18 protein-coding genes are annotated in these 26,165 nt (G+C 65.8%); 8 read left to right on the forward strand and 10 right to left on the reverse strand.

The window, feature by feature from the left end:
• Window positions 1–59: 59 nt before the first annotated feature.
• The 8 genes from AVMA1855_RS16020 to AVMA1855_RS16055 all read right to left on the reverse strand — a co-directional run bounded on the left by AVMA1855_RS16020 (window position 60) and on the right by AVMA1855_RS16055 (window position 14,498).
• Window positions 60–2,153: an RHS repeat-associated core domain-containing protein gene (locus tag AVMA1855_RS16020; RefSeq protein ID WP_284426472.1), complete on the reverse strand. Its 2,094-nt coding sequence runs from the start codon at window positions 2,151–2,153 to the stop codon at window positions 60–62.
• A 309-nt stretch (window positions 2,154–2,462) separates the two neighbouring features.
• The gene (locus AVMA1855_RS16025; protein WP_284426473.1) at window positions 2,463–3,248 is read right to left on the reverse strand and encodes a hypothetical protein; all 786 of its coding nucleotides are present in this window, start codon (window positions 3,246–3,248) and stop codon (window positions 2,463–2,465) included.
• Window positions 3,245–8,011 carry an RHS repeat-associated core domain-containing protein gene (locus AVMA1855_RS16030; protein WP_284426474.1) on the reverse strand — a complete coding sequence of 1,589 codons (4,767 nt, stop codon included), beginning with the start codon at window positions 8,009–8,011 and terminating at the stop codon, window positions 3,245–3,247. The genes AVMA1855_RS16025 and AVMA1855_RS16030 overlap by 4 nt, the downstream gene beginning before the upstream one ends.
• Before the next feature lie 63 nt (window positions 8,012–8,074).
• Window positions 8,075–9,187, reverse strand: a complete 1,113-nt coding sequence (locus tag AVMA1855_RS16035; RefSeq protein WP_284426475.1) for a hypothetical protein — start codon at window positions 9,185–9,187, stop codon at window positions 8,075–8,077.
• Between the two features lie 36 nt (window positions 9,188–9,223).
• A complete protein-coding gene (locus tag AVMA1855_RS16040; RefSeq protein WP_284426476.1) occupies window positions 9,224–10,255 on the reverse strand; it encodes a DUF2169 domain-containing protein in 1,032 nt (343 codons plus the stop codon).
• 2 nt (window positions 10,256–10,257) lie between these two features.
• The gene (locus tag AVMA1855_RS16045) at window positions 10,258–11,490 is read right to left on the reverse strand and encodes a hypothetical protein (protein ID WP_284426477.1); all 1,233 of its coding nucleotides are present in this window, start codon (window positions 11,488–11,490) and stop codon (window positions 10,258–10,260) included.
• A 130-nt stretch (window positions 11,491–11,620) separates the two neighbouring features.
• A complete protein-coding gene (locus AVMA1855_RS16050) occupies window positions 11,621–12,103 on the reverse strand; it encodes a hypothetical protein (protein WP_284426478.1) in 483 nt (160 codons plus the stop codon).
• A gap of 43 nt (window positions 12,104–12,146) precedes the next feature.
• Window positions 12,147–14,498, reverse strand: coding sequence for a type VI secretion system Vgr family protein (locus tag AVMA1855_RS16055; RefSeq protein ID WP_284426479.1), 2,352 nt, complete (start codon window positions 14,496–14,498; stop codon window positions 12,147–12,149).
• 222 nt (window positions 14,499–14,720) lie between these two features.
• On the opposite strand from AVMA1855_RS16055, the gene AVMA1855_RS16060 reads away from it, so the two are divergent.
• Window positions 14,721–15,377, forward strand: a complete 657-nt coding sequence (locus AVMA1855_RS16060; RefSeq protein WP_284426480.1) for an SGNH/GDSL hydrolase family protein — start codon at window positions 14,721–14,723, stop codon at window positions 15,375–15,377.
• 178 nt (window positions 15,378–15,555) lie between these two features.
• Entirely contained in the window at window positions 15,556–16,374 is an 819-nt protein-coding gene (locus AVMA1855_RS16065; protein WP_284426481.1) for an HDOD domain-containing protein, read from the forward strand.
• Between the two features lie 109 nt (window positions 16,375–16,483).
• Here AVMA1855_RS16065 and AVMA1855_RS16070 read toward each other — a convergent pair whose 3' ends face one another.
• Together AVMA1855_RS16070 and AVMA1855_RS16075 are read right to left on the reverse strand one after the other, a co-directional pair.
• Window positions 16,484–17,836 carry a dicarboxylate/amino acid:cation symporter gene (locus AVMA1855_RS16070; protein WP_284426482.1) on the reverse strand — a complete coding sequence of 451 codons (1,353 nt, stop codon included), beginning with the start codon at window positions 17,834–17,836 and terminating at the stop codon, window positions 16,484–16,486.
• A gap of 286 nt (window positions 17,837–18,122) precedes the next feature.
• Window positions 18,123–18,731, reverse strand: a complete 609-nt coding sequence (locus tag AVMA1855_RS16075; RefSeq protein WP_284426483.1) for a glutathione S-transferase — start codon at window positions 18,729–18,731, stop codon at window positions 18,123–18,125.
• Between the two features lie 187 nt (window positions 18,732–18,918).
• Between AVMA1855_RS16075 and AVMA1855_RS16080 the strand changes: the two genes are divergently transcribed.
• From AVMA1855_RS16080 to urtE, 6 genes are all read left to right on the forward strand, one after another.
• Window positions 18,919–19,377 (forward strand): Lrp/AsnC family transcriptional regulator, encoded by a 459-nt coding sequence (locus AVMA1855_RS16080; RefSeq protein ID WP_284395294.1) that lies wholly within the window; start codon window positions 18,919–18,921, stop codon window positions 19,375–19,377.
• Between the two features lie 161 nt (window positions 19,378–19,538).
• Window positions 19,539–20,807 (forward strand): urea ABC transporter substrate-binding protein, encoded by a 1,269-nt coding sequence (gene urtA / locus AVMA1855_RS16085; protein ID WP_284395293.1) that lies wholly within the window; start codon window positions 19,539–19,541, stop codon window positions 20,805–20,807.
• A 199-nt stretch (window positions 20,808–21,006) separates the two neighbouring features.
• Complete coding sequence (gene urtB, locus AVMA1855_RS16090; RefSeq protein WP_284426484.1) at window positions 21,007–22,584, forward strand: urea ABC transporter permease subunit UrtB; 1,578 nt, start codon at window positions 21,007–21,009, stop codon at window positions 22,582–22,584.
• A 65-nt stretch (window positions 22,585–22,649) separates the two neighbouring features.
• Entirely contained in the window at window positions 22,650–23,810 is a 1,161-nt protein-coding gene (urtC, locus tag AVMA1855_RS16095) for an urea ABC transporter permease subunit UrtC (RefSeq protein WP_284426485.1), read from the forward strand.
• A complete protein-coding gene (urtD, locus tag AVMA1855_RS16100) occupies window positions 23,807–24,682 on the forward strand; it encodes an urea ABC transporter ATP-binding protein UrtD (RefSeq protein WP_284426486.1) in 876 nt (291 codons plus the stop codon). Before urtC ends, urtD begins: the two co-directional genes overlap by 4 nt.
• Before the next feature lie 738 nt (window positions 24,683–25,420).
• Entirely contained in the window at window positions 25,421–26,125 is a 705-nt protein-coding gene (gene urtE, locus AVMA1855_RS16105) for an urea ABC transporter ATP-binding subunit UrtE (RefSeq protein ID WP_284426487.1), read from the forward strand.
• The last annotated feature ends 40 nt before the right edge of the window (window positions 26,126–26,165 follow it).

A 26,165-nucleotide genomic window follows, 5' to 3' on the forward strand; every position in this document is an offset into this window, starting at 1 on the left:
CTTGTGTTGGCGCGAGGCCTCAGCGAACAGGTCGAACTTCAGGGCGCTACGGGGAGTGATCATGGCAAAGGATGGAGCACGCGTTCTCGATCAACAAGGGACCGGATGGGTTTTGAGAGGTTCCCAATAGGATCTTGGCTAACAAACCGTCCAACCACCGGGTCGTAGTACCGGAACCGGTTGTAATGCAGCCCGGTTTCCTCATCGAACTGCTGGCCCTGGAAGCGGAGGGGTTGATCGATGGCAGGGCTTGGAGTGGGGTCCGCCGCTTTCCCTCTATGCCACTGGCTGGTACTGCCCACCGATGCGCCATCCGTCCCGGTACGAAACAGCGTCTCCCTGACCCGTGCCTCGCCCCAGACCTTGTAATCCGCAGCCCAGGCAATGCGCCCCTCTTCATCGGTCAACTCCTGCGGCGTTCCGATCTGGTCGCATTGATACCAGTAGGTGCGGGTGTCGCCCAGCGTGCCCTGCACGGTCGCCAGCGGCACGAAGCTGCCCGGCTCGTAGATGAACAGGCTGCTTTTGCTACCGCGCTGGCTGTTCACCATGAGGTCGCCATCCCACAGATACCGCGTGGTGCCAAAGGCATCGGCCTTGGCCACCCTGCGGCCCAATGCATCGTAGGCGTAGCGGGTTGCCTGGATCACCCCGTGGCGTTCGGTGACGGCTTCGACCAACTGATGGTCGGCGTTCCAGCGAAGCTCGGTGACCTCCTGATGGCCCGCACGCTGATTGCCCCGGGTGCGCTTCGTCACATTGCCGTGCACGTCGTACTCGAAGTGCAGGTCCTGGTAGAAGCGCAGGCGGTTGTCCTGGAGGGCGCCCAGTGTTTGGGATGCGCGGTTTTCCTGCTGGCGCTCTATCTGCGCCGGGCTGGCCTCCAGCAGGTTGCCGGCCGGGTCGAAGGCGAACAGCTCGCTCGGTTGGTGACTGCCCTGGCCGGGCAGGGCGGCGAGGATGCGGCCTACGGGGTCGTAGCGGAAGTCCTGGCGGCCGCGCAGCGTGTCGGCCCGGGCGATGAGCTGGCCCAGGGCGTCATAGGCGTAGGCGCGCTCCAGCACCGGGCCTGCTGCGGGCTGGCCCCGCGTGGTGACGGCGGCAGCCGAGGGTGAGTCCATCGCTGCCCGGTGGCGCACCAGCCGCCCGGCCGGGTCGTAGTCGTAGCGGCTTTGCAGCGCCCCCTGGCTGCGCTGCGTCTCGCGGTGCAGCGCATCGCGCTCGATGTCGGCGATGACGGCGCGGGTGCCTTGCGTACCAGCGGCTGCTCCTGTTTGCGCAGGCTCGGTCAGCCCGATCTGGTGCAGGTGGCCCGAGCCGTAATGCAGCAAGTCGAGCGCCCGACCATCGGGCAGGGTGGTGCGGGTGCGGTGGCCCAACTCGTCGTACTGGTGCGACAGCGTGCGCTCCAGGGGCTGTCCGTCCTCTCTGGCCTTCGCCGCGCCCGCATCCAGGCCCCAGGGCTTGAGCGTCTGCACCTCCTGCAGGATCTGCCCGACCGGGTCATAGCGCCAGGCGATCTGCGCGGCCGGGTTGGTGGCCGCCGTCAGCCGGCCCAGCGGGTCGTAGGTGTAGGTGGCCGTGCTGGTGGCCGCGCCATCGTCGGCAGAACCATCGCCCCGCGCCCGCTTGCCCACCAGCCGCCCCAGCACATCGCGCTCCAGGTGGGTGACCTTGCCCGGCCCGGCATCGCTGCCCCCGGCCTCGATCACATGGGTCAACTCGCCCGCCGCGTTGTATACGTAGCGCTGGTGGCGGCCGTCAAAGCCGATCTCGTCGGTGAGGCGGTCGGCCGCATCGTAGGCAAAGCGCGTCTGCGCGCGGTTCTCGTTGTCCAGGGCGATCAGCCGCTCGGCGCGGTCGTAGTGGTAGCGCAGCACGCCGCCGCGTGCATCGGTGCGCTCGGCCGGCTGTCCCGAGCCGTGGTAACGGTAGCGTGTGGTGCCCGCCAGCGGATCGGTGTAGGCCAGCAACTGGCCCTCGCCGCCCCACTCGTAGCGGTGGGTGGCGCCCGTGGGCTCGGTGACCTCGCGCAGGCGGCCCAGGGCATCGTGGTGGTAGCGCGTGGTCTGGCCCAGGGCATCGACGCTGGCGGCCAGGTGGCCCAGCGCATCGTAGGCGTGGGTCCAAGTCTGGCCCAGGGCATCGGTCACGCCTTGAAAGCGAGAAAGGGCAGATTCAATTAGCGTTTAGAGTCAAATCAAGCGGCAGTGCAATAAAAACTAAGGTATTGTGCTATGAAAAATATAGCGAATTTGTTTAAAAAAATTTGCGATGTTTTCATTTGGGAAAGCAGTTCAAACCAAATCGGGCTCCAGCGCAATTGATACTATGGCAGTGCGCTATAAAAGAAGGAGCGCTTTCTTGTGGACCAAGTGTTGGCACTTCACTTTTGAATTCGCTAAGTGCGTCTGCGCGCGGTTATCGTTCATCGCCGCCTGAGTTCTGAAAGAATGTGCTCTTCAGATTTGAGGCCGCCCCTGCCGTCCTCTATTTTTTTGCTGAGATTTCGATGGTAACTTGATGTATCTTTCTAGATGTGTCTTGGCTATTTCGTTGAGTTCATTAGGTTTAATTTTTTCTTGAGCTTCAATTTCTAAAATTACGAAATTTATTATTTTGAAGAATTCTGTTTCTTGCAAATTTTCATGGCATTTTTCAATGAATTTTAAAGTGGGATTTATTTTTAATGCTCTGTATAAAATCAAACAGGGGAAATTATCAATATCTTCAAACATTGATTTTTTTTTCATGAAGAGATCCCACTCGGAATCTGCCCTTGTCCAATCACGTTTTATTTCTTCTCTGTCTATTTCTGTTTCTTGAATTGAAATGCCGAGCGAGTCTATTTTTGATATTATTTCTAATAATTCATAATCAATGGGCTGGGAGAACTCTTCGTGTGTCAACCATAGTAGATCTGATAATATTGATGTTATTATGAAATCGATATTTGATGAGGATTTTTCTTCAATTTTATTTTGAATTTCTTTTATGTAATATGTTTTGATTTCTCCTAGGGATTCTGATATTTTTTCATAAAAATCATCTTGAGTTTTTTTTAAGCGAGTAGGGGAGAAGTCCGCATTCATAAAGTAGTTATCTTCTCCATCAAGTATTATTTTGAATTCTTGCCTGGCGGTACTTTTTATAAATGCAATTTCCGACTCTTTTTCTCCCTCCCAAAGATATTTGGTAAAACAATCAAGACTTAAAATAATTAAGAGTTCGTCAATGCTGTGTCTCACGATTTGCCTCTAGGTGCTTGCGGTATTGGGGTGCTTGCAATTATTTTAACTGCGCCGGGTATTTTTTTGAATCTATTGCATCCACCTATTTCGTAGCTAATAATGTCGCTTCTAATGCTTTCTTGTAGACCTTCTGCTTGATATATATGCCCGTCATATGAACCCTTGCCCGCCAACGGTCCTACAGTGCGTTTTGATGCCTTATCCTTTGCCCAATCAAAAAGATTAAATTTGTCTTCTAGTAATTCTTCAATTCTTTCTTGTAGTCCGCGAGTCCCTGTGTTTGATTTTCTCTGGTAAGTTTTGTTGTGAATGTCTTTCCACAGTTCATCGCATTCGGATGCACATTTTGGACATACTTCCTTTTTTAAGCCAGTGGGATCAATCCATTTTTGCGGGTTAGGCGCATACAAGAAAGGATTATTTCCCCCAGCTAATCCAATAGGATCTTGGCTAACAAACCGTCCAACCACCGGGTCGTAGTACCGGAACCGGTTGTAATGCAGCCCGGTTTCCTCATCGAACTGCTGGCCCTGGAAGCGGAAGGGTTGATCGATGGGCGGCGGTGCAGAGCGGCGCTCTGTCTCGCCGTTGGCCTGCCAATCCACCCCCGGCCCATGCCCGATGCGCCGCTGGCTGGGCAGGCCATCGGTCCCTGTCCCCGCCACGGCCCGCAGCGTGGCCTCCCCCCAGACCTTGTAATCCGCCGCCCAGGCAATGCGCCCCTCTTCATCGGTCAACTCCTGCGGCGTGCCGATCTGGTCGCATTGATACCAGTAGGTGCGGGTGTCGCCCAGCGTGCCCTGCACGGTCGCCAGCGGCACGAAGCTGCCCGGCTCGTAGATGAACAGGCTGTTGTTGCCCCCGCGCTGGCTGATGACCATCAGATCGCCATCCCACAGATACCGTGTGGTGCCGAAGGCATCGGCCTTGGCCACCCGGCGGCCCAACGCATCGTAGGCGTAGCGGGTTGCCTGGGTCACCCCGCGGCGCGTCGTGGTGGCCTCGACCAGTTGATGGTCGGCGTTCCAGCGAAGTTCGGTGACATCCTGATGGCCTGCACGCTGGTTGCCCCGGGTGCGCTTCGCCACATTGCCATGCACGTCGTACTCGAAGTGCAGGTCTTGGTAGAACCGCAGGCGGTTGTCGCCCACGACACCCAGGCCTTGCGATGTTCCCTGTGCTGATCGATCTTCCTGCTGGCGCTGCATCTGCGCCTGGCTGGCATCCAGCAGGTTGCCCGCCGGATCGAAGGCGAACAACTCCTTGGGCATGTATCCGCCCTCGCCGCCGTGGCCGGGCAGGGCGGCGAGGATGCGGCCTACGGGGTCGTAGCGGAAGTCCTGGCGGCCGCGCAGTGTGTCGGCGCGGGCGATGAGCTGGCCCATGGCGTCATAGGCGTAGGCGCGCTCCAGCACCGGGCCTGCTGCGGGCTGACCCCGCGTGGTGACAGCGGCAGCCGAGGGTGAGTCCATCGCTGCCCGGTGGCGCACCAGCCGCCCGGCCGGGTCGTAGTCGTAGCGGCTTTGCAGCGCCCCCTGGCTGCGCTGCGTCTCGCGGTGCAGCGCATCGCGCTCGATGTCGGCGATGACGGCGCGGGTGCCTTGCGTACCAGCGGCTGCTCCTGTTTGCGCAGGCTCGGTCAGCCCGATCTGGTGCAGGTGGCCCGAGCCGTAATGCAGCCAGTCGAGCGCCCGCCCATCGGGCAGGGTGGTGCGAGTGCGGTGGCCCAACTCGTCGTACTGGTGGGACAGCGTGCGCTCCAAGGGGTCTGCCTTCGCTGCTCCAGCGTCCGGCCCCCAGGGCTTGAGGGTTTGAACCTCCTGCACGATCTGCCCGACCGGGTCGTAGCGGTAGGCGATCTGCGCGGCCGGGTTGGTGGCCGCCGTCAGCCGGCCCAGCGGGTCGTAGTTGTAGGTGGCCGTGCTGGTGGCCGCGCCATCGTCGGCAGAACCATCGCCCCCCTCTCCCCTTGCCCGCTTGCCCACCAGCCGCCCCAGCACATCGCGCTCCAGGTGCGTGACCTTGCCCGGCCCGGCATCGCTGCCGCCGGCCTCGACCACATGGGTCAACTCGCCCGCGGCGTTGTATGCGTAGCGCTGGTGGCGGCCGTCAAAGCCGATCTCGTCGGTGAGGCGGTCGGCCGCATCGTAGGCAAAGCGCGTCTGCGCGCGGTTCTCGTTGTCCAGGGCGATCAGCCGCTCGGCGCGGTCGTAGTGGTAGCGCAGCACGCCGCCGCGCGCATCGGTGCGCTCGGCCGGCTGTCCCGAGCCGTGGTAACGGTAGCGCGTGGTGCCGGCCAGCGGATCGGTGTAGGCCAGCAACTGGCCCTCGCCGCCCCACTCGTAGCAGTGCGTGGCGCCGGTGGGTTCGACCACCTCGCGCAGGCGGCCCAGGGCATCGTGGCGCAAGCGTGTGGCCTGGCCCAGGGCATCGACGCTGGCGGCCAGGTGGCCCAGCGCGTCGTAGGCATAGCGGCTGGTGTGGCCCGAGCAGTCGGTGTAGGCCACCAACAGGGCGGCGGCATCCCACTGCAGGCGCCGGGTGCGGCCTGCGGCATCGGTCACCGCCACGGGCAGGCCCCGGCTGTCGTAGTCGGTGCGGGTGGTGCGGCCCAGCGGGTCGGTGGAGCGGATGCGGTTGCCACGCGTGTCGTAGGCATGGGTCCAGACGTGGCCCAGGGCATCGGTCACACGCACGGGGCGGTCCCGGGCACCGCCTTCGGTGCCGTACTCGATGCGTGTGGCGTTGCCGGCGGCATCCAGGTGCAGCGTGAGATTGCCCCGACGGTCGAACACGGTCCGCGTCTCGCGGCCCAGGGCATCCACGGTCGCCTCGGGGTGGCCGTTGGCATCGAAGGGCGTGCGGCTCACATGCCCCAGCGCATCGCGCACGGCCACGATATCGCGGCGCTCGTCGAAGGCAAAGCCCAGGGTGCGGCCCAGCGCATCGTGCATCCAGGTGCGGTGCCGCTCGTAGGTGAACTGTTGCGCCGCGCCGCTGTCGATGTTGTGCGACAGGGTGACGCGGCCTTGGGGGCTGGGTTCGTCGTACTCGTTGCGGTGGCGCGCGCCGCCCGCCAGCGTGTAGCCCACCAGCAGGTGATGGCTCCACTCGAAGCGGCGCACCTGGCCCTCGGCGTTGGTGTGGGCCACCAGGTTGGGTGGGGCTTGTTCGCTGCGTGGGTCTTGGGCGTCGGGGGCGTAGTGGTAGCGCGCCAGCAGGGTCTCCTGGCCCTCCGCATGCAGGGCGTGCACGGTTTCCAGTTGGCCGTCCGCGCTCCAGCCCAGCCGCAACCAGCGGCCCGCGCTGTCGGTGATGCGTTGCGGGCGCGGCGGGATGCCGAAGGGGTCGAAGCCTGCGGCTGCGCTCTGGGCGGCGTTCCCCAAGCCGTTTGCAGCGCGCTCTGCGAAGTCGCTTGCCTCAAAGTGCAGTTTAAGGCGGTTGCCGTTGCGGTCGGTGAGCGCCAGTAGCGGCAACCGCCATTGGCCTGCCGCCTGCCGCGCGAAGTGGTGCGTTCGACCGTCGGTGTGAACCAGCTGCCAAGTGTGTGGGCCGGCGCGGCGCACGGTGAATTGTTCGTAGGCCTCGAAGTGCTCTTGCCCTTCGGCCAACAGCGGCAGGCGCACCGCACGCCCCTGCGCGTCGTGGTACAGCAACTGGTCGGCCTGCAGCCACAGTTCGGTGGCCAGCGGGTGGCTCCAGCCCTGGCCGAACCAGCCGCCGGTGCGCGCGTCGCCGCTGCGGTATTGGCGTATCCAGGCCAGCGCGATGGGGCCGGAGAGGCGCAGGTCGGTCTGCGTCAGGGACTTCTCGCCGGTGGCGATGACCACTGGGTGCTTGCTGGCGCAGGGGCACTGCGTGGGCTTGTCGCCGGGTTTCTCCGATGTCTTGACTTTGTCCTTGTCGTTTTCTTTCTTTTTTGCGTTTCGCGAGATTTTGCGTTTGGCCAGCAGCGAGGCGATCAGACCAGCCCCGGCGCCTGCCAAGAACCTTGCAGCGCGCTTGGCCAGCTCCCTTTGCTCCTCGGCCGTCAGGTCGGGCCGAGAAAGTTCGGCGATCAGACCCCCCAGTTCCTGCCGGAGTTCTGCGGCGGTCTCCACCGCAGATTGGGCGCGCTGGCCCACGCGCGCGGCGGTGGCCGCACCGGCCGCGACGGCGCCTGCACCTGTGCCGCCCAGCGTGGCGGGCGTGGCCGCCGTCAGCACCGCGGTGCCCAGGGCCATGCCGCCGTCGATGGCCAGCTCTTTGAGGGTTTCCAGCGTGAAGAGTGCCTTGGCCGCCTCCACGACTTCCTCGCCCGCTTCTTCCGCCATCTCGCGGCCCAAGTCGCCATCGAGCTGGCCTGCGATGCCCTTGACGTTTTTGGCGATGTTCTCCAGTGCAGGAAAGTAGCTGAAGACCGCTGTCGTTCCTACGTCGGTCAGGTGGCGCACCGTCTGCTTGGTTTCGATCCAGACCTGCTTGCCCCACTCGCCGGTGAAGATCCCGGGGCCGTCGCGCACCATGGTGTTCACGCCGCCTTTGTCGGACACCTGCGGTGCGTGCTGGCCGTTCATGAGCGCGCTCTCGGCTGTCGCCACGTCGGTGCCCGAGTGGAAGGTGGAGCCTGCCGGGTTGCCGATGGCGCCACTGTCGTTGCGGTAGGGCGCGGTGCCCGGCGTGTCCTTCTTGCGCAGGAACACGAAGTCGTCCGGCTTGTTCACCGTGCCGGCCGCAGCTTGCGACACCACCTCTTTACCGTCGATATAGACCTTGCCCACGCTGTGCTTCCCTTGAATTGTCTGGTCGTGCCGTTCTGATGCCGTCTGGCTGCCCCGTGCGCGTCAGGCGCTGGTGCCGCATTCCATGGTGCCGGCGCTGCAGCGCCCGGCGATGTCCTGTGTGGTGCAAAGCGCTTTGCCCATGCGGATCAGGCCGTGGCGCCGCAAGCCTTCCGCCAGCGCCCATTGCACCGCTCCCCAGGCCGCGCCGAGCTGTCCGAGCAGTTCTGCGGGCTGCAGCGATTCGGCGTTCCATTGCGCGGGTGGCACGGCGGTAAGGCGGGCGAGGGCGGCGGTTTCGTCTTCCATGCGCCAGCGGCTACCGTCGCTGTCGCTCAGGTGCCGATCGATGTGTTCCGGGCGCAGGCCAGCGGCGCCGAGCGCGCCTTCCATGGCCTGTTGCAGTGCCCGGCCGTCGCCCTGCCAATCGCTGGGCCAGCGAGGCGACTGCACGGGCGTATCGCTGATGCAGGGCGCGTGCAGCGCCAGGGCGTTGCGCGCTACCGCGTGCACGCCCGCCGATGGCCTAAGGAGCAGGCAGGCGGCGGCCTCGCCAGGCACCCAGCCGCTGCCGTGGTCACGGTCGTAAATACGGCCGGCCCGGTGGTCGCGCAGCAGGATGTCGCGGTCGCACAGCGAGTCCGCGGCGATGAGGACGATCTGCGCGGGCGGCAGGTCGTGGCCGAGTGTCCGGAAGGCGCGGGCCAGGGCGGTGTGGCAGGTTTCGGCGCCGCCCGAGAAGGCATGCACTGCCAGCACGGGCAGCCCGGCACGCCTGCATTGCGCCCCGAATGCATCGATGGCGCCTTGCAGTGGATCGGGTCCGGGTGGCTGCCCCGTTGCCGACGATGCGGTGGTGTGCGCGGGCGGGGCGGCCATCCAGTCGGGCAGGGCGAGCAGGTACAGCGTCTGGACGGACGGCAGCGTCTGGAGCCACGCTGCCATGGGGTTCCACGCGGCGCGCAGGAGTTCTCGCAGGCGCGCAGGCCCCCGGGATTCGCCGGCCACGTCGCGCGCGGGCGCGGTCAGCAGCTTGGTGCCATCCAGCTCCGCGTACCGGAAGTTCTTGCGCCGCGCCGTGAAGGCGGCCACGCTGGTCAGCCAGTCGTCCCCAAGGCTGGTGACCAATGTGGCGTGCTCGATCTGCAGAACGGGGCTGGGGCTGTGGAGGGACATTGGAGGGGGGCGGGAAAGGGCTGCGGTGTGGCCGCCTCAGGCGTTGGAGGCGCGCACGGTGATGGCCCCGGCGGGTGGCAGGATGCTGCGCCAGACGATGGCGAAGCGGCCCTCTTGCGGGGCCACGACACAGGTGTCCGCCACCAGCGGCGGTGCGGACTGGCGACCGACGGTGGCGTGGGGGCGCACGCTGGGCCAGATGGCGCGCGTGAGCCCCTCGGGCGTGAACTGGTGCAGGGCGATGGTGTCGCCCGGGGTCGGGGCGCGGCTCCATTGCAAGCGGGGCTCGGCCTGGTTGTGGAACAGCGCATGAAAGTCTTTGGGGCGGTGGGGCGCGCGCTCGCGCTGCCATGGCAGGTCCCGGGTGCCCATGTGGGGCAGTCGGAATCCTGCGTTTTCCGGCCAGGGGCCGAAGCCGGCGGCCAGGGGGTGGCGGGTGAGGTCGGTCACCGGATGGTCCGGATGCTCGACCCACGGCAGCGCGACGCGTTCGATGCCTGCGCCGCTGTGGCCTGCCGCGCTGCCCATGCCCTGGGGGTTGTAGAGCGTTTCGCCCCCGGCGCTTTCCCCACCATAGGCAAAGCAAGGATGTACGGGCACGCGGCGCACAGCAGCCAAGTATTCGCCGGGCATTCCACCCCCGCCCTGGAGCAGGGTTCTGCGCCAGAAACGGGGCGCGCACAGCGTAAGGCCCACGATCCGAGACCCATGCGCCACGGCGGCCATGAACCGATGCTCGGTTTTTCCTGCCGCAGCGTGGGCATAGCCGCTGACGATGAGGTCGAAGCGGGGTTTGGGCGGCACGGCGTCGGATGGCATCCAGTCGATCTCTTGCGCCTCGCGTTCGCCGAGCGCTTCCCGCTGTACAGGTTCCAGGTCCAGGTCGCCGATGGGCAGGGTCAGTGCCCGGTCACGCAAGCCCAACAGGCCGGGTCCATCGGCCAGCCGGTCGGCTCGGTCCAGGTCCCAGACGCCTTTGACGATCAGCAGCCGGGCATGGCGGCCCTGGTCGTCCACGTGGGGATAAACGGCCGTGGCGAACGGGGTGAGATTGAACAGGTCGGCCATGTTCAAAGCGGTGCGGCTTGCGCCTCGCCGAGCCATTCGGACAGCCCGATCACATGCATCTGGTGGCGCGTGCTGGCGTATGCCGACAGAGCTGCGCCAACGGGCTGGCGAGCCTGCACCGATTGCTCGATGTAGAGCGCCTGCCGCATCAGGGATCCGAGTTGCTGCACCGGGGCCTGCAGGGCGCAGCCTCTGTCTTCCCGAGGCCGAGCGGCGCGGCCGAAGCGAAGGCGGCGATTGCGGGCAGGGTCCGGCTCGGCCGGCATGCGGGTCGCCTCCCATGCGCAGGTCTTGGCGTTGTTGGAGACCGCAATGTGTGCGTCACGGAACACCTGCAGCACGCGCTGCCGCAGGGCTTGTTCCCGCTCTTGTGGCAACACGTCGTTGGCGCGCACCTGCATCGGCACGTCACCCAGTAGCACGGACAATGCATCCATTTGAGAGGCGGTGACCGGACCGGTTTGGGATGTCACTTCGCGCGCCACGGCGATGAGTGCGTGTGGAAATCCTGCCAGGGCCAGCACCTGCAAACGTAACCCGGGGTCCATGGCGGCGTGTGCTTCGGCCCGATGGTGGGCCTGAACGGGGTCGCAAAGCGTGGCCAAGCACCATCCCAGGCGCTGTAGCGCGGGGTGCGGCATCTGCGCGCACCGCAGATAGCCTTCCAACTGTGCCAAGTCCAGATGACCGCTCGCGGCGATCAGGCGCAGCGCGTGCAACAGATCCTCCGCTGTGCCACTGCCGCGCCGCTGAATGCGCGCCGCCAGGTCACCGGGCGCTTGTCCCAAGCGGCACAGGGCCAGTTCGCTCGCGCGCAGCAGGGGGCCATCGGGAGCGGCGCCGGCGATGGGAGAAATCAAGGGAAGGCATGCTTGCATGCCGCATCGCCCCGCCAGTTCGATGCCGAGCGTGCGGGCAGGCTCGTGCGTGCTGCGCAGCAGCGCCGCCACGCGTGCCGGGTGGCGCGCGGCGCTGGCTCGGTCCAGGGGGTAGAACCACCATGCGTCGCGCAGCGCGGTGCGATGGGCTGCGCCGTAGCGCTCAAACCATTGCGCCAGCAGTACAGCATCGTCTTGCGGGGCCGCTGTCTGCACCGCGCAGGCTGCGGCCACATGGATCAGTGCGTTGGTCGTCGGAGCGTGGTTGGACGCTGCAATGGCTTGCTCGGCGGCCTGGAGCGCATCTTGGCCGAAGACCGACATCGCGCGCAGGTTGCGATCGATCTTGTCGTCCACCGTTTGCAGCGCGAGCAGTCGAAAGTTCATTGCCCCGGTGATGTGAAGGCGCCGCCGGCGCGCCCGCGTGGTGTCTTCCAGAAGCTCGGCAATGAGTGTTTCGCGTCGGGGCATGAAGGGATGGCGCGGCTCAGTTCAAGTCGATGGACGCACCTTCGATCTGGTAAGGACCGATGGCGGACTGCGTGATGGCTTGGGCGTGCAAGGCCACGTTGCCCTGCGCGGTGAAGCGCAGCACGGCCTCGCCGCAGCGGATTTCTACCGAACCCAGGGCCTGCAGATTCAATTGCTTGGCCTGGATGTTGAGCGTGCCGGTTGACGGGTCGAAACCGATGGCCGCCTCCATGCGCTCGCCCGAACCCTGCTGGGCGCTCACCCCGGCCGCCAGTGGGTACGCCGCCGTGATGAGCGGAGACTCGTCCTCGGGCAGCATCACCGCCACACGCTGCCCAGGCAGCAAGGGGGGCAGATGGGTGGCGGCTTCGGCGGCGACGGGCTTTCCGTCGAGCTGCACGGTCACTTGGCCCTTGGTGTCGGTAGACAACACCTTGGCGATGCGGATCAGGGGCTGTCCGTGTGTTTGGGTCAGTGCGTTGCGTTGGGGGATGGCCATGGGGGTTTCCTGAAAGAGGCAGCGGGAAGGCGTGTGTACGCCTTCAATCGTTGTCGCGGACCTGTGGGCTGACCGAAAGAATCTTGTTCTCGCCGAAGAACGTGATGTCTTTGCCGTTCAGCGTGATGGTGCCGTCTTCCTTCAGCACCAAGCTGCTGCTACCGACGGAAATGGACACGCTTTGGGCATCCATGGTGATGTTGGAGCCCCCGGAACCCCCTCCCGATTCACCACCCGACGGGGCGACGATGTTCTTGGCACCACCCGCGCCTGCGGGCGCACTGCCACCGCCTGCGCCGCCCACGGTCAAGGTGTATTTGGTGCCGACGGTGGTGGACTGGTCGCTGCCTACCTGGGTGCTTTGCGTGCTGCCGACCACCGTGGCCATGATGGCGCCCACGTTGAGGTTGTAGGCCACGCCCACGTTCTCCATGCGGCCGACGCCCACGTTCTGCATGTAGGCGATGCCGATGGTTTCGGTCTTGAATTTGCCGACCTTGATCGACCAATTGCTGCCGATCTTGTCCTTCTCGTTCTTGCCGATGGTCTTGGTTCGGTTCTTGCCGATGCTCACCGTTTCGTCGATGCCGACGTCTTCGCGCCGGTTATCGCCGATGCTGATTTTTTCGTTATGGTCCACCCGCTCGGTACGGTTGGAGTGGATGGTGATGGTTTCGTCGCCATCCACTTCCTCGGCGCGCCAGCCGTGCACGGTGATCTTTTCGTTGCGGTCCACCGTCTCGGTGCGGTCGCGGTGAATGACGTTGGTCTCGTCCCGGTCGATGGTCTTGCGCCGGTCGTTGCCGACCCACTTGTCCTCGTCGTTCTCGACTTCGGTGAGCTGGTCCTTCTGCGCATGCAGCCACAGCTGCTCGGCCCCGGCCTTGTCTTCGAAGCGCAGCGCGTTCGCGTCGCCGGCGCCGTTCTTGAGGCCCGGGCCGAAGGCGCCGCCCTTGCTCGATTTGGTCTTGATGCCCGACTGCGTCGCGTTGCCGGGCAGGCCCCAGGGGGGCATGTTGTCGGCGTTGTAGACGCAGCCCAGGATGATGGGGTAGTCCGGGTCGCCGTTCAGGAAGTCGACGATCACCTCCATGCCGATGCGCGGGATGAACACGTTGCCGAACTGCGGCCCCGCCCAGGTGGAGGACACGCGCACCCAGCAGCTGGAGTTCTCGTCCATGGCCCCGATGCGGTCCCAGTGGAACTGCACTTTCACCCGGCCGTACTGGTCGGTCCAGATCTCCTCGCCCGGCGGGCCCACCACCACGGCCGTCTGCGGGCCCGTGGTGCGAGGGCGGGGCGTGGCGACGACGGGGCGGTAGGGCATGGCGGTGGGGTGCACCTCCATCGAAAAGCGCTGGATCGAGCCGCCCTGGGTCTGGCCCACGCCGTTCAGGCCCAGGCTGGCCTGGGCGTTTTCTTCCAGGTAGTACTCGACCGACACCACCAGGTACTGCTGGTTCTGGTCTTCGCGTGGGTAGTTGTCCAGCACGATGGTGTAGCCGGGGGCGATGCTGCGCTTGTTCAACTTCGCTTGGGCGCGGTGGTGGCTGGCCAGGCCGGTTTCCATCTGCAGCCGGGTGTAGGTTTCCCCGTCGGAAAACTCGGTGTAGCCCCCGGGCCATTCGTACCTCTCGTAGCTGTCTTGGGCATGCCCCGGCGGGGACTGGCGCATGTCGGACAGGTCGGCGCGCGGCTTCTTGAAATCGTAGTCGTCCAGGTAGGCCCGGCCGGGCTGCACCTGCTGGCCCATGTGCCAGGAAAAGATGTGTTCCCGGTCGGCCAGGGCGGCCTTGCCCGGCGGGTGGAAGGGAATCACGTGGCCGCCCGGCAGCGGGCTGTGCGAGCCCATCACGTCGTCGGCGAACACCAGCGTGTGGCTGCCGGGCTGGTGCTCGAAATACCAGTAAATGCCTTCGGATTCGCACAGCCGCGCGATGAAGGCGAAATCGGTCTCGTGGTATTGCACGGTATAGGGCCGCACGCGATAAGCCCGGGAGAGCTTTTTCTGCATCGGCTGGCCATATTTCTGCAGCACGCTCTCCACGATATCCGGGACGGCCATTTCCTGGAAGATCTTGAAATCGCTGCGCCGCGTGGCCAGCCACAGCCAGGGGCGCAGCACCATGCGGTAGGCGTAATTGGCCGAGGTGTCCTGGCCTTGCATGCCAAAGCCCGTGGCAATACCGTCAAGGTAACGCCGGCCCAGTCCCTCGGTCTCCACCACGACCGTGCTGGCGAGGCCCAGCAAGGCTTTCGGGTCGATGCCCTTGTTCTTGGAGATCAAGTCGATCTCGAATTCAAACAACGCGGACAGCGCCTCGCTTCCCTTCAATTGCCTGAATTGCAACGCCTCTCCCAAAGGCGTTTGAATTGTTACGCGGCGATTAGTCATGCGAGAAATTGTTTCTTAGCTTTGAATCGGGTCCGCATTATGCTGGCGAGGCCTGCCCATCAGCACCGCGCGTTTGTGCGGCGCAACAGCCTAAATTGCATCCAGATGTTCGTGGGGTTATCTGCCACTGCGTCCGTTGTGGTTTCAGCGGGGTTGTGGTGGACTGCGAAGTGATCCGGCAGCAGTCGCCGGGTGCTACGCAACCAGATAAAAAGGGAATCCATGGGAGATGCAGTTTTCGGCCCGCAGCGGCCATGCTCGGTGGAGCTTGACGGCGACAGCATTCTGTTCGGCTTCGACCCCGCGTCCACGACCTGGCGGCACGCGCAAACGCCAGCGCAGCGCATTTTGGCCAGGCGCCCGCGCTGGGTGATCGACGACCGCACGGCGGCCGGCCTCCAGGCGTACGACCTGGTGCGGGGCTACGACGCGCCTTTCGACAGCGCGCCGCCCGAGCTTTTCCCCCGCGGGCCGCAGGGCCCGTTCGATACCGAGCCGCACCCGTCGCGCATCGTGGTCCTGCAGGTGGGGGTGAACGACCACGCACGCCCCGGCTTCGACATCGAGGCGTTCGAGGACGATTACCGCGGCCTCATCGGCTTCGTGCATTCGCTGGGGCATGCCGCCGTGGTCACCGGGATCACCCCGGTCTCCGACAAGATCTTCGGCCCCGCGGCGCTCGCCACCATGCAGGCGATCAATGCGGCCATCCGCCGGGTGGCGGCCGACACGCGCACGGTGCATGCGCACTGGGATTCGATGCCGTTCTCGGTGGACAGGGACACGACCGACGGCATCCACCCCACGCAGGCCGCCTCGAACCGCCTGGCCGACCGCCTGACGGTGGCGCTGGAGCGCACCTTCCGGCTGGGCGCATAGCGCAGGCGGCCATGGCCTGCAAGGGCGTGGGCAGGGCTGCGGGGTCCGCCGTTGCCAGGGCAGCACAAACCCGCGGGCTGGTGAATTCCCTGCCCGGCGGGCGCCGAGACGGTGATACAAAAACACCAGCGGGCTGGAAGGCCGGCCTGCACACCCCCTTCAAGAAAAGGTCGTCCGCATGCCCGCACTCGCCGCTTTCCTCCAGGAGGTCAAGCTGCCCACCATGCCCGAGGTGGCCCACAGCCTGATCCAGACCCTGCACGACGACGACATCCCCTTCGAGAAGGTGCGCACCGCCATCTCCAAGGACCCTTCGCTCGCCGCCAAGCTGGTCCGCATGGCCAACAGCGCGCGGTTCGGGCTGCCGCGCCAAGTCTCCTCGCTCGACGACGCCATCAACATGGTGGGGCTCAACCAGGTGCGCACGCTGGCCCTGGCGGCGTGCATGACGGGCTCGTTCGCCGACGCGCCGGGCGTGGACCGGCAGGAGTTCTGGAAGGAAAGCATGGCCTGCGCCGGCTACGCGCAGTGGCTGGCACGGGCGCTGGGCACCGATGTGCAGCAATCGTGGCTCACGGGCTTCATGGTGCGGCTGGGCGAGCTGATCATCGCCCAGAAGGCGCCGAGCGAAATCGTGGAGATCGAACGCCTGCCGCATCTGCCCGGCGGCCGCTGGCAGCGCGAGCAGAGCCTGCTGGGCTTCACCGAAGGGCAGATCACGGCCGAATTGGCGCGGCAGTGGAAATTCCCCGACGAGGTGGTGCGTGCGCTGGAGACGGCCTCCGACCCGCTGGCCAGCCCCTCGTTCTGCCGCCTGGGCGCCATCGTGCACGTGGCCACGCTGCTGGCGGAGATCGCCGTCGGCCCCAAGGCGAGCGTGGCGGAGACGATCGGCGCGTTGCCGGACGAACTGCTGCAGGCGCTGCAGCTCGATCCCGGCTGGCTCGCCGACCACCTGCCGGACCCGACCGTGTTCACCGACACGTCGGCGCTGTAAACCGATCCATCCATCCACCCGTCAGCGGCGCCCACGGAGACGCCAATGAAAAGGCCGGCGAAAGCCGGCCTGACGGGGTGGGGCGCAAGGCCCCATGGAGCCTGCCGCCTCAGCGGTGGCCGCTCGTGTCCATGCGTTCGGTCTTCGCGTCCAGCAGCACCTCGGGCTCCTGGGCGTCCACCCAGTTCGGGTCGTTCAGGCGCTGCTTGAGCTTGTTCTCGTCGAGGTCACCGGTCCACTTGGCGACCACGATGGTGGCCACGCCGTTGCCCACCAGGTTGGTGAGCGCGCGCGCTTCGGACATGAACCGGTCGATGCCCAGGATGAGCGCCAGGCCCGCCACCGGCACGTGGCCCACCGCCGACAGTGAGGCCGCCAGCACGATGAAGCCGCTGCCCGTGATACCGGCCGCGCCCTTGGAGGTGAGCAGCAGCACCAGCAGCAGCGTGATCTGGTGCGTGATGTCCAGCGGCGTGTTGGTGGCCTGCGCGATGAACACGGCGGCCATGGTCAGGTAGATGGAGGTGCCGTCCAGGTTGAACGAGTAGCCGGTGGGAATCACCAGGCCCACGGTGGTCTTCTTGGCGCCCAGGTTCTCCATCTTTTCCATCATGCGCGGCAGCACGGATTCGCTGGAGGACGTGCCCAGCACGATCAGCAGCTCTTCCTTGATGTACTTGATGAACTTCCAGATCGAGAAGCCGTGGAAGCGCGCGATGGCGCCCAGCACGATGAAGATGAACAGCAGGCAGGTCAGGTAGAACGAGCCCATCAGCTTGCCCAGCGACAGCAGCGAGCCCACACCGTACTTGCCGATGGTGAACGACATGGCGCCGAAGGCACCGATGGGCGCCACCTTCATGATGTAGCCGACGATGGTGAACAGCACGTGCGAGGTCTTCTCGATGAAGTCGAACACCAGCGTGCCGCGGCCGCCGAAGCGGTGCAGGGCGAAGCCGAACATCACCGCGATCAGCAGCACCTGCAGGATCTCGCCCTTGGCGAACGCATCGACCACCGTGGTGGGGATGATGTTCATCAGGAAGTCGGTGGTGGTGCCCATCTTGCCGGGCGCGGTGTAGGCGGCGATCGACTTGGTGTCGATGGTGGAGGCATCCACGTTCATGCCGGCGCCGGGCTGCAGCACGTTGACCACGATCAGGCCGATGATCAGCGCGACCGTGCTCACGATCTCGAAATACAGCAGGGCCAGGCCGCCGGTGCGGCCGACCTTCTTCATGTCTTCCATGCCCGCGATGCCGATCACCACCGTGCAGAAGATGATGGGCGCGATGATCATCTTGATCAGCTTGATGAAGCCATCGCCCAGCGGCTTCATCTGCTCGCCCAGTGCGGGGTAGAAGTGCCCCAGCAGCACGCCGACGACGACGGCGAAGAGCACCTGGATGTACAGCGAGCGGTAAAGGGGTCTCTTGGGGGGGGGCGTGCGTGTCTCTTGCATAGGTCTGCGCGTACCGTCGCCAGCAGCGCTCATTTTGGAGGTGCGTGAATGTATGCCTCCGCCATGGCCTGCGCGATTGTGGAAATCCACATGGTGGGAAATACGTACACGCAGCGCGCGCTGGGGTGGCGGGAGGCCGCGCGCACCCTGCCACCGTGGCGGAATGCGCCGGTTTTCGGGGGCGATCCGGTCCATGCCGACCGCGCGGGCGGGGCCGCCGGATCGCCGAGATGTCAGCCAGGTGACAGACTTTGCAGCCGGTGGCGCGTGCGCCGGCGCGCGGCCCTCAACGGGCCGGACAGGCGAGAAACGCCGGCAGCCGCTCCGCCTGTTTCGCATACGCGGCCAGGGCGGGGTGGTCGGCGGCCAGGACGGTATCGGCGACCATGCTCTGCATGAAGTCCCACGCCACGGCGATGGTGACGCCCGCATCGGTGATGGCCTGCTCGGGCGCCGGCAGGGGTGTACGGGCCAGTTCGGCTTCGAGCTGCCCGCAGGCCGCCAGCAACTGACCGCTCACGCGGTCGATCCAGGGGGCATGCTGCTTGTCCGCAGGACGCAGGTTCTGTTCGTACACCCGCTGCACGGCCTTCTCGCAGGCGGCCAGCGCCAGGCCGGTGAGGCGCAGATCGCGCAGCAGCGCGGGCCCACCGAGCGGCTGAAGGCGGTGGCGCGACAGGGTGCCGGCCCACTGCAGGATCAGCCCCGAATCCATCAGCACCGTGCCGTCGTCGGCCACCAGCGTCGGGGCCTTCACCACCGGGTTGATGCGGCCGAAGGCCTCGAAGGTGCTGAACACCGAGAGGGGCAGGTGCTCGAAGGGCAATTCCAGCAGCCGCAGCGATACGGCGACACGGCGCACATAGGGGGAGTCCAGCATTCCAACCAGCTGCATGGGAAGGGTTCCTTGAGAAAAGGGGCCGAAGAAAGCCAGGGCGCGGTCCGCGAGGACGCCGGTGGCACGGCCTTGCACGATAGGCGCGCAGCCCCTGCCGGCGAAGGGCAGGGCATCGGAAATGCCGCCTCCAAACCGATGGATGATCGGAACCTCCCTTCCCGACCCCGCAACCCGGAGCGCTGGCATGACCCTCGACAAGAAAGACTGGCTGATCCTGGAGGCCCTGCAGACCGATGCCCGCCAGAGCCTGGCCGCGCTGGGCAAGCGCATCGGCCTGTCCCAGCCCGCCATGAGCGAGCGGGTGCGCAAGCTGGAGGACGCGGGCGTGATCGAGGGCTATGGGGCGCGGGTCAACCTGCGCGCCATCGGCGTGCGGCTGCAGGCCATCATCCGAGTGCAGACCGACCACGCCGGCATCGCGCCCTACGTGAAGCTCTTCGAGTCCATGCCCGAGGTCCTCGAGGCCGATCGCGTGACGGGCGAGGACTGCTTCATCGTGCGCTGCGCCATCGCCGAGCCCGAAGACCTGCAGTCCGTGGTCGACGCGCTGGCCCAGCACGGCGCGGTGACCACGTCGCTGGTGCTGTCGAGCCCCGTGCGAAAGACCACCACGGTGCACGCCCTGCGGTCCCCGCGGCGCTGAGCGGGCCAGTCGGGCCAGCCCCGCGGCATCGGGGCCGTGTACGCCACTTGGCGTATTGGCGGCCCGGGGGGCAGTCTCCAGAATCCATTCCATCGACCGAACACAGCCCCTATCCGGGGCCCCGGGCGAGCGGTTTGAACCCCATTCATCGGAGCTGCACCATGCAACGTCGTTACTCTCTCAAGGCCCTCGCGGCCATCGCCACGCTGGCCGGCCTGTCGGCGCTGCCGGCCCATGCCGCCGACACCATCAAGGTGGGCGTGCTGCACAGCCTGTCGGGCACCATGGCCATCTCGGAGACGGTGCTGAAAGACACCGTGCTCATGGCCATCGACGAGATCAACGCCAAGGGCGGCGTGCTCGGCAAGAAGCTCGAGCCCGTGGTGGTGGACCCGGCCTCCAACTGGCCCCTGTTCGCCGAGAAGACCAAGCAGCTGCTGGGGCAGGACAAGGTCTCGGTCATCTTCGGCTGCTGGACCTCGGTGAGCCGCAAGTCCGTGCTGCCCGTGGTCGAGGAAATGAACGGCCTGCTGTTCTACCCCGTGCAATACGAAGGCGAAGAGCTGTCCAAGAACGTGTTCTACACCGGCGCGGCGCCCAACCAGCAGGCCATTCCCGCGGTGGACTACCTGATGAGCAAGGACGGCGGCGGTGCCAAGCGCTGGGTGCTGCTGGGCACCGACTACGTGTACCCCCGCACCACGAACAAGATCCTGCGCGCCTACCTGAAGTCCAAGGGCGTGAAGGACAGCGACATCGACGAAAAGTACACGCCCTTCGGCCATGCCGACTATCAGACCATCGTGGCCGACATCAAGAAGTTCAGCCAGGGCGGCAAGACGGCGGTGGTCTCCACCATCAACGGCGACTCCAACGTGCCCTTCTACAAGGAACTGGGCAACGCGGGCCTCAAGGCCAAGGACGTGCCGGTGGTGGCCTTCTCGGTGGGCGAGGAGGAACTGCGCGGCGTGGACACCAAGCCGCTCGTGGGCCACCTGGCGGCATGGAACTACTTCATGTCCATCAAGAACCCCACCAACACCGCCTTCATCAAGCAGTGGAGCGACTACGCCCGCGCCAAGAAAATCCCCGGCCACATGGACAAGCCGCTCACCAACGACCCGATGGAGGCCACCTACATCGGCATCCACATGTGGAAGCAGGCCGTCGAGAAGGCCAAGAGCACCGATGTGGACAAGGTCATCGCCGCGATGGCCGGCCAGACCTTCCAGGCGCCCAGCGGCATCGTGAGCAAGATGGACGAGAAGAACCACCACCTGCACAAGAGCGTGTTCATCGGCGAGATCAAGGCCGACGGCCAGTTCAACGTGGTGTGGAAGACGCCCGGCCCGGTCAAGGCCAAGCCTTGGAGCCCGTACATCGAAGGCAACGACAAGAAGAAGGACGAACCGGACGGCAAGTCGAAGTGACACCCCCCTGAGGCGCTGCGCGCCTTCACCCCCTCTCTCGCTTCGCTGCGCTGCGCTGCGCGGGAGGGGGGACGACGCCAGCGGCCCGGCAAAGCCGGTTCCGCGGCGTCTGCTGGCTTGGGCCGCGCTGGTGCACGTGGCATGACGAAGCAGTCCGTGATCGCAATCCTTTCTTGTTCGTGACGACCTTCCCCTCACCATGCTTCCCACCTTCTTTCACCGCCTGATCGCCTGCCTGCTGCTCTGCGCGGCGGTGCAGGCGCACGCGCTCACGCCGCAGGCCGCGCGTGCCATGGCGGCGGGCGAGACCGACGAGCGCATCGCCGCGCTGCAGCAGGCCATCGCCACGCCCGACGATGCGACGCTGGCCTTCATCCGCGCGATGGCTGACGATGCGGTCAAGATCGCGGGCGACCGTGCCATCACCATCAAGGACGGCAAGGGGCTGGACCCCGCCATCGGCGCCGAGGTGCCGGTGCCCGACGATGCGGAGGACATCGTCAACAACAACCGCATGCGCGGCGAGTTCGACGCCGCGCTGGCCTCGCTGCAACTGCTGTCGCCCGACGCAGCCCAGCGCCGCGCCGCCATCGAGTCGCTCAAGGAAGAGACCGACGCCGCGCGCCTGCCCCTGATCGAAAAGGCCCTCGCCGCCGAGAAAGATGCCGGCCTGCGCGGGCGGCTCGAAGCCATCCGCGCGCGCATGCTGCTGGCCGACAGCGACGCGGCCCACCGCCTGGAGGCCGCGCAGTACCTGGCCGCCAGCGGCACCCCCGCCACGCGCACCGTGCTGCTGGAGCAACTGCGCCAGGAGGCCGACCCCAAGGTGAAGGCGGCCATCCAGTCCGCGCTGGCCTCGGTGGAAGGCCGGCTGCAGTGGGGCGAGAAGCTCGCCGCACTGTTCTCGGGTGTGAGCCTGGGGTCCATCCTGCTGCTGGTGGCGCTGGGGCTGGCCATCACCTACGGGCTGATGGGCGTCATCAACATGGCGCACGGCGAGCTGATGATGATCGGTGCCTACGCCACCTACGTGGTGCAGGGCCTGTTCCAGAAATACCTGCCCGGCGCCTTCGACTGGTACCTGGTGGCCGCTGTGCCGGCCGCGTTCTGCGCCTCCGCCCTCATGGGCGCGGCGCTGGAGCGCAGCGTGATCCGCTTTCTCTACGGCCGGCCACTGGAGACGCTGCTGGCCACCTGGGGCATCAGCCTGATGCTTCAGCAGCTCGTGCGCACCGTGTTCGGCGCGCAGAACGTGGGCGTGGAAAACCCCGCGTGGATGAGCGGCGGCGTGCAGCTCATGGACAACCTGCAACTGCCCTGGAACCGCGTGATCATCGTGGCCTTCGCGTTCGCCGTGCTGGGTGGCGTGGCCTATCTCATCGGCCGCACGCGGCTGGGCCTGTTCGTGCGCGGCGTCACGCAGAACCGGCCCATCGCGTCGTGCATGGGCGTCAACACCGCCCGCGTGGACACCTATGCCTTCGCCCTCGGCTCCGGCATCGCCGGCCTGGCCGGCTGCGCCCTGAGCCAGGTCGGCAACGTGGGGCCCGACCTGGGGCAGGGCTACATCGTCGATTCGTTCATGGTCGTGGTGCTGGGCGGCGTGGGCCAACTGGCGGGCACCGTGTACGCGGCGCTGGGCCTGGGCGTGCTCAACAAGTTCCTCGAAGGCTGGACGGGCGCCGTGCTGGCCAAGATCGCCGTGCTGGTCTTCATCATCGTGTTCATCCAGAAGCGGCCGCAGGGCATCTTCGCGATGAAGGGGAGGGAGGCATGAGCGCCCGTCGTCGTCTTCATCGCCGCCTGCCGCGCCACCTGCCTCTGCCTGCCTAGAAGAAGCCCATGCCCCATCGAGACATCTCCCTTCCTGCGCCAGCGCCGCTGCTCACGCGGTCCGGCTGGTCGGCGTTCATCGTCGCGCTCATCGCCGTGTGCGCGGTGGCGCCCGTGCTCAACCTGTGGCTGCCCGCCGGCAGCCCGCTGCACCTGTCCGACTACGCGGTGGCGCTGCTGGGCAAGATCATGTGCTACGCCATTTGCGCGCTGGCCATGGACCTCATCTGGGGCTACACCGGCATCCTGAGCCTGGGCCACGGCCTGTTCTTCGCCCTGGGCGGCTACGTGATGGGCATGTACCTCATGCGCCAGATCGGCCGCGACGGCAACTACCAGAGCGACCTGCCGGACTTCATGGTGTTCCTGGACTGGAAGGAGCTGCCCTGGCATTGGGCGCTGTCGGACAGCTTCGCCGCCACCTTGGTCCTCGTCGTGGCCGTGCCGGGGCTGGTCGCCTTCGTGTTCGGGTACTTCGCCTTCCGCTCGCGCATCAAGGGCGTGTATTTCTCGATCATCACGCAGGCCATGACGTATGCCGCCATGCTGCTGTTCTTTCGCAACGAGACGGGCTTCGGCGGCAACAACGGATTCACCGATTTCAAGCGCATCCTGGGGCAGCCGATCGCCACGCAGAACATGCGCATGCTGCTCTTCGTGCTCACGGGGCTGGCGCTGCTGGGCTCGTTCCTGCTCGGGCGCTGGCTGGTGCGCAGCAAATTCGGCCGCGTGCTGCAGGCGGTGCGCGATGCGGAGACGCGCGTCATGTTCTCGGGCTACTCGCCGCTGCCCTACAAGCTCACCATCTGGACCATCAGCGCCATGATGTGCGGTGTGGCCGGCGCGCTGTACGTGCCGCAGGTCGGCATCATCAATCCCGGCGAGATGAGCGCCGCCAACTCCATCGAGATCGCCGTGTGGGCGGCCGTGGGCGGGCGCGCCACGCTCATCGGCCCCATCGTGGGCGCCTTCCTGGTGAACGGCGCCAAGAGCTGGCTCACCGTGACCGCACCGGAGTTCTGGCTGTACTTCCTGGGGGCGCTGTTCATCGCCGTCACCCTGTTCCTGCCCAATGGCATCGTGGGCCTGCTGCGGCGCCCGCGCAAGGTGGTGGACGACGCGCGCCAGCCACTGCGCGGCAGCGCGAAGCCAAAGGAGGGCGCGCAATGACCCCCGATCTGATGGAAGAAGGCGCGCGCCGCATCGCGGGCGACGCCCCGGCGGCACGCACGGGGCAGACCGAGTCCGGGGGCCGCTCGGCCGGCTTCTCGCGCGTGGCCGTGCCCGGCGAGGTGGACGTGGCCCACGGCCGCATCCTGTACCTGGAAGACGTGCACGTGAGCTTCGACGGCTTCAAGGCCATCAACGGCCTGAACCTGGACATCGCGCCGGGCGAGCTGCGCTGCGTGATCGGCCCCAACGGCGCGGGCAAGACCACGATGATGGACATCATCACCGGCAAGACCCGCCCGGACCGCGGCACCGTGTTCTTCGGCAGCACGATCGACTTGCTGCGGCACAACGAGCCGGAGATCGCTGGCCTGGGAATCGGCCGCAAGTTCCAGAAGCCCACGGTGTTCGAGCAGCTCACCGTGTTCGAGAACCTGGAGCTGGCCTTGAAGACGCACAAGGGCGTGGCCTCGAGCCTGTTCTTTCGCCTGGATTCCGCGCAGGCGGACCGGCTGGCCGAGGTGCTGCACACCATCCACCTGGCCGGCAGCGTGACGCGCATGGCGGGCAATCTGAGCCATGGGCAAAAGCAGTGGCTGGAGATCGGGATGCTGCTGATGCAGGACCCGAAGCTGCTTCTGCTGGACGAGCCGGTGGCGGGGATGACGGACGAGGAGACGGCGCGGACGGCGGAGCTGTTCCTGACCTTGAAGGGGCGGCACTCGCTGATGGTGGTGGAGCATGACATGTCGTTCATCCGGACGATTTCGGAGAAGGTGACGGTGTTGTGCGAGGGGGCGGTGTTGGCGGAGGGGACGCTGGATCAGGTGCAGGGGGATGAGAGGGTGATTGAGGTTTATCTGGGGCGGTGATGGGTCGGGTTGTTTTTTTCGTTTGCTGTTCAGTTACGTTCCGGGGCCGGGAGTTGCGCCCGGCGGCGCACTCACTTTCTTTTGCTTCGCCAAAAGAAAGTAAGCAAAGAAAAGGCGACCCTGCTGGCTGCGTCCCTGCGCTTCGCTCCGGGCAACCTGCGGTGCTCGTGCACGGGGTGCGCCGTGGAACTCGCTTCGCGCTGCGCGCTGCGCTCGGACAACCACGGCGAGTCAGATCACGAAGCAGGTGTGTCCTGCGGCACACCTGCCACCCCGCGCCCTGCGCGCCGCAGGCGCATCCAGAAGGGAACCCGCCATCCGGGCCATCGCTGCGCTCGGCCCAGTGTGCGCGGCGCACAGCGCCTGCGCACCGGAGGCCGAGCGAAGCAATGGCCCGTGTGGGCAGTTCGGCTGTCGGGTTCCCTTCTGGCCGTGCCGAGGAGCGCAGCGGCTGGCGGAAAAAGGGCCGCGCGCTGTTTGAGCGCAACGCAGTGGAGCGAGTTTGCGCGGACCCCGCCAGCCGCGAGCACCGCAGGTTGCCCCGGAGCGCAGCGCAGGGGACACGGACAGTAGGGTCGCCTTTCTTTTGGGTACGTTTCTTTGGCGAAGCAAAGAAAAGTACCTCGGCCGCCGGGCCGAGACCCGGCCCCGAAACCCAAACCAGCAAGCTACTATAAAAACAATAGCATCCAGACCAATGAACACTAGGGCATCAAGCCCAAAAGACATCAAAAACCCATGCTCACCGTCCAAAACCTCCACCAGTACTACGGCGGCTCCCACATCCTGCGCGACGTGAGCCTCACCGCCCCCCCCGGCAAAGTCACCGTCCTCCTCGGCCGCAACGGCGTCGGCAAGACCACCCTGCTCAAGAGCCTCATGGGCCTCGTCCCCATCCAAAGCGGCACCATCACCTGGGAAGGCCAACCCATTCAGGCCAAAACCCCCTACGACCGCGCCCGCGCCGGCATCGGCTTCGTCCCGCAGGGCCGCGAGATCTTCGGCCGCCTCACGGTCGAAGAAAACCTGCGCATGGGCCTGGCCTACAAGAGCGGCGCCACCCCCGTGCCGCCCCATCTGTACGAACTCTTTCCGGTGCTCAAGCAGATGCTCGGCCGCCGCGGCGGCGACCTGTCGGGCGGGCAGCAGCAGCAGCTCGCCATCGCGCGGGCGCTGGCGCCCAGCCCGCGCCTGCTGATCCTGGACGAGCCCACCGAAGGCATCCAGCCCAGCATCATCAAGGACATCGGCCGGGTCATCCGCCAGCTGGCCGACCACGGGCTGGACGGGCACCCCGTGTCCATCCTGCTGTGCGAGCAGTACTACGACTTCGCCGAGGAACTGGCCGACGAATACCTCGTGATGGAGCGCGGCGAAGTCATCGCCCGGGGCCCGGGCAGCGAGATGCAGGCCAAGGGCATCCGCCACCTCGTGGCGATCTGAACCGGAGCGCTGGCGGGCGATCGCCGCTGCCAGCGCGTGA

Origin of the sequence: Acidovorax sp. SUPP1855, from assembly GCF_030158955.1 — a bacterium.
In the GTDB taxonomy this organism is placed as follows: Bacteria; Pseudomonadota; Gammaproteobacteria; order Burkholderiales; family Burkholderiaceae_C; genus Paracidovorax.

What these genes read in the sequence shown, in the direction of transcription:
- AVMA1855_RS16070 (WP_284426482.1), bottom strand. Translation starts at nt 17,836, where the DNA reads ATGCAAGAGACACGCACGCCCCCCCCCAAGAGACCCCTTTACCGCTCG.
- urtC (WP_284426485.1), top strand. Translation starts at nt 22,650, where the DNA reads ATGCCCCATCGAGACATCTCCCTTCCTGCGCCAGCGCCGCTGCTCACG.
- AVMA1855_RS16040 (WP_284426476.1), bottom strand. Translation starts at nt 10,255, where the DNA reads ATGGCCGACCTGTTCAATCTCACCCCGTTCGCCACGGCCGTTTATCCC.
- AVMA1855_RS16050 (WP_284426478.1), bottom strand. Translation starts at nt 12,103, where the DNA reads ATGGCCATCCCCCAACGCAACGCACTGACCCAAACACACGGACAGCCC.
- urtA (WP_284395293.1), top strand. Translation starts at nt 19,539, where the DNA reads ATGCAACGTCGTTACTCTCTCAAGGCCCTCGCGGCCATCGCCACGCTG.
- AVMA1855_RS16060 (WP_284426480.1), top strand. Translation starts at nt 14,721, where the DNA reads ATGGGAGATGCAGTTTTCGGCCCGCAGCGGCCATGCTCGGTGGAGCTT.
- AVMA1855_RS16055 (WP_284426479.1), bottom strand. Translation starts at nt 14,498, where the DNA reads ATGACTAATCGCCGCGTAACAATTCAAACGCCTTTGGGAGAGGCGTTG.
- urtE (WP_284426487.1), top strand. Translation starts at nt 25,421, where the DNA reads ATGCTCACCGTCCAAAACCTCCACCAGTACTACGGCGGCTCCCACATC.
- AVMA1855_RS16080 (WP_284395294.1), top strand. Translation starts at nt 18,919, where the DNA reads ATGACCCTCGACAAGAAAGACTGGCTGATCCTGGAGGCCCTGCAGACC.
- urtD (WP_284426486.1), top strand. Translation starts at nt 23,807, where the DNA reads ATGACCCCCGATCTGATGGAAGAAGGCGCGCGCCGCATCGCGGGCGAC.
- AVMA1855_RS16035 (WP_284426475.1), bottom strand. Translation starts at nt 9,187, where the DNA reads ATGTCCCTCCACAGCCCCAGCCCCGTTCTGCAGATCGAGCACGCCACA.
- AVMA1855_RS16075 (WP_284426483.1), bottom strand. Translation starts at nt 18,731, where the DNA reads ATGCAGCTGGTTGGAATGCTGGACTCCCCCTATGTGCGCCGTGTCGCC.
- AVMA1855_RS16065 (WP_284426481.1), top strand. Translation starts at nt 15,556, where the DNA reads ATGCCCGCACTCGCCGCTTTCCTCCAGGAGGTCAAGCTGCCCACCATG.
- urtB (WP_284426484.1), top strand. Translation starts at nt 21,007, where the DNA reads ATGCTTCCCACCTTCTTTCACCGCCTGATCGCCTGCCTGCTGCTCTGC.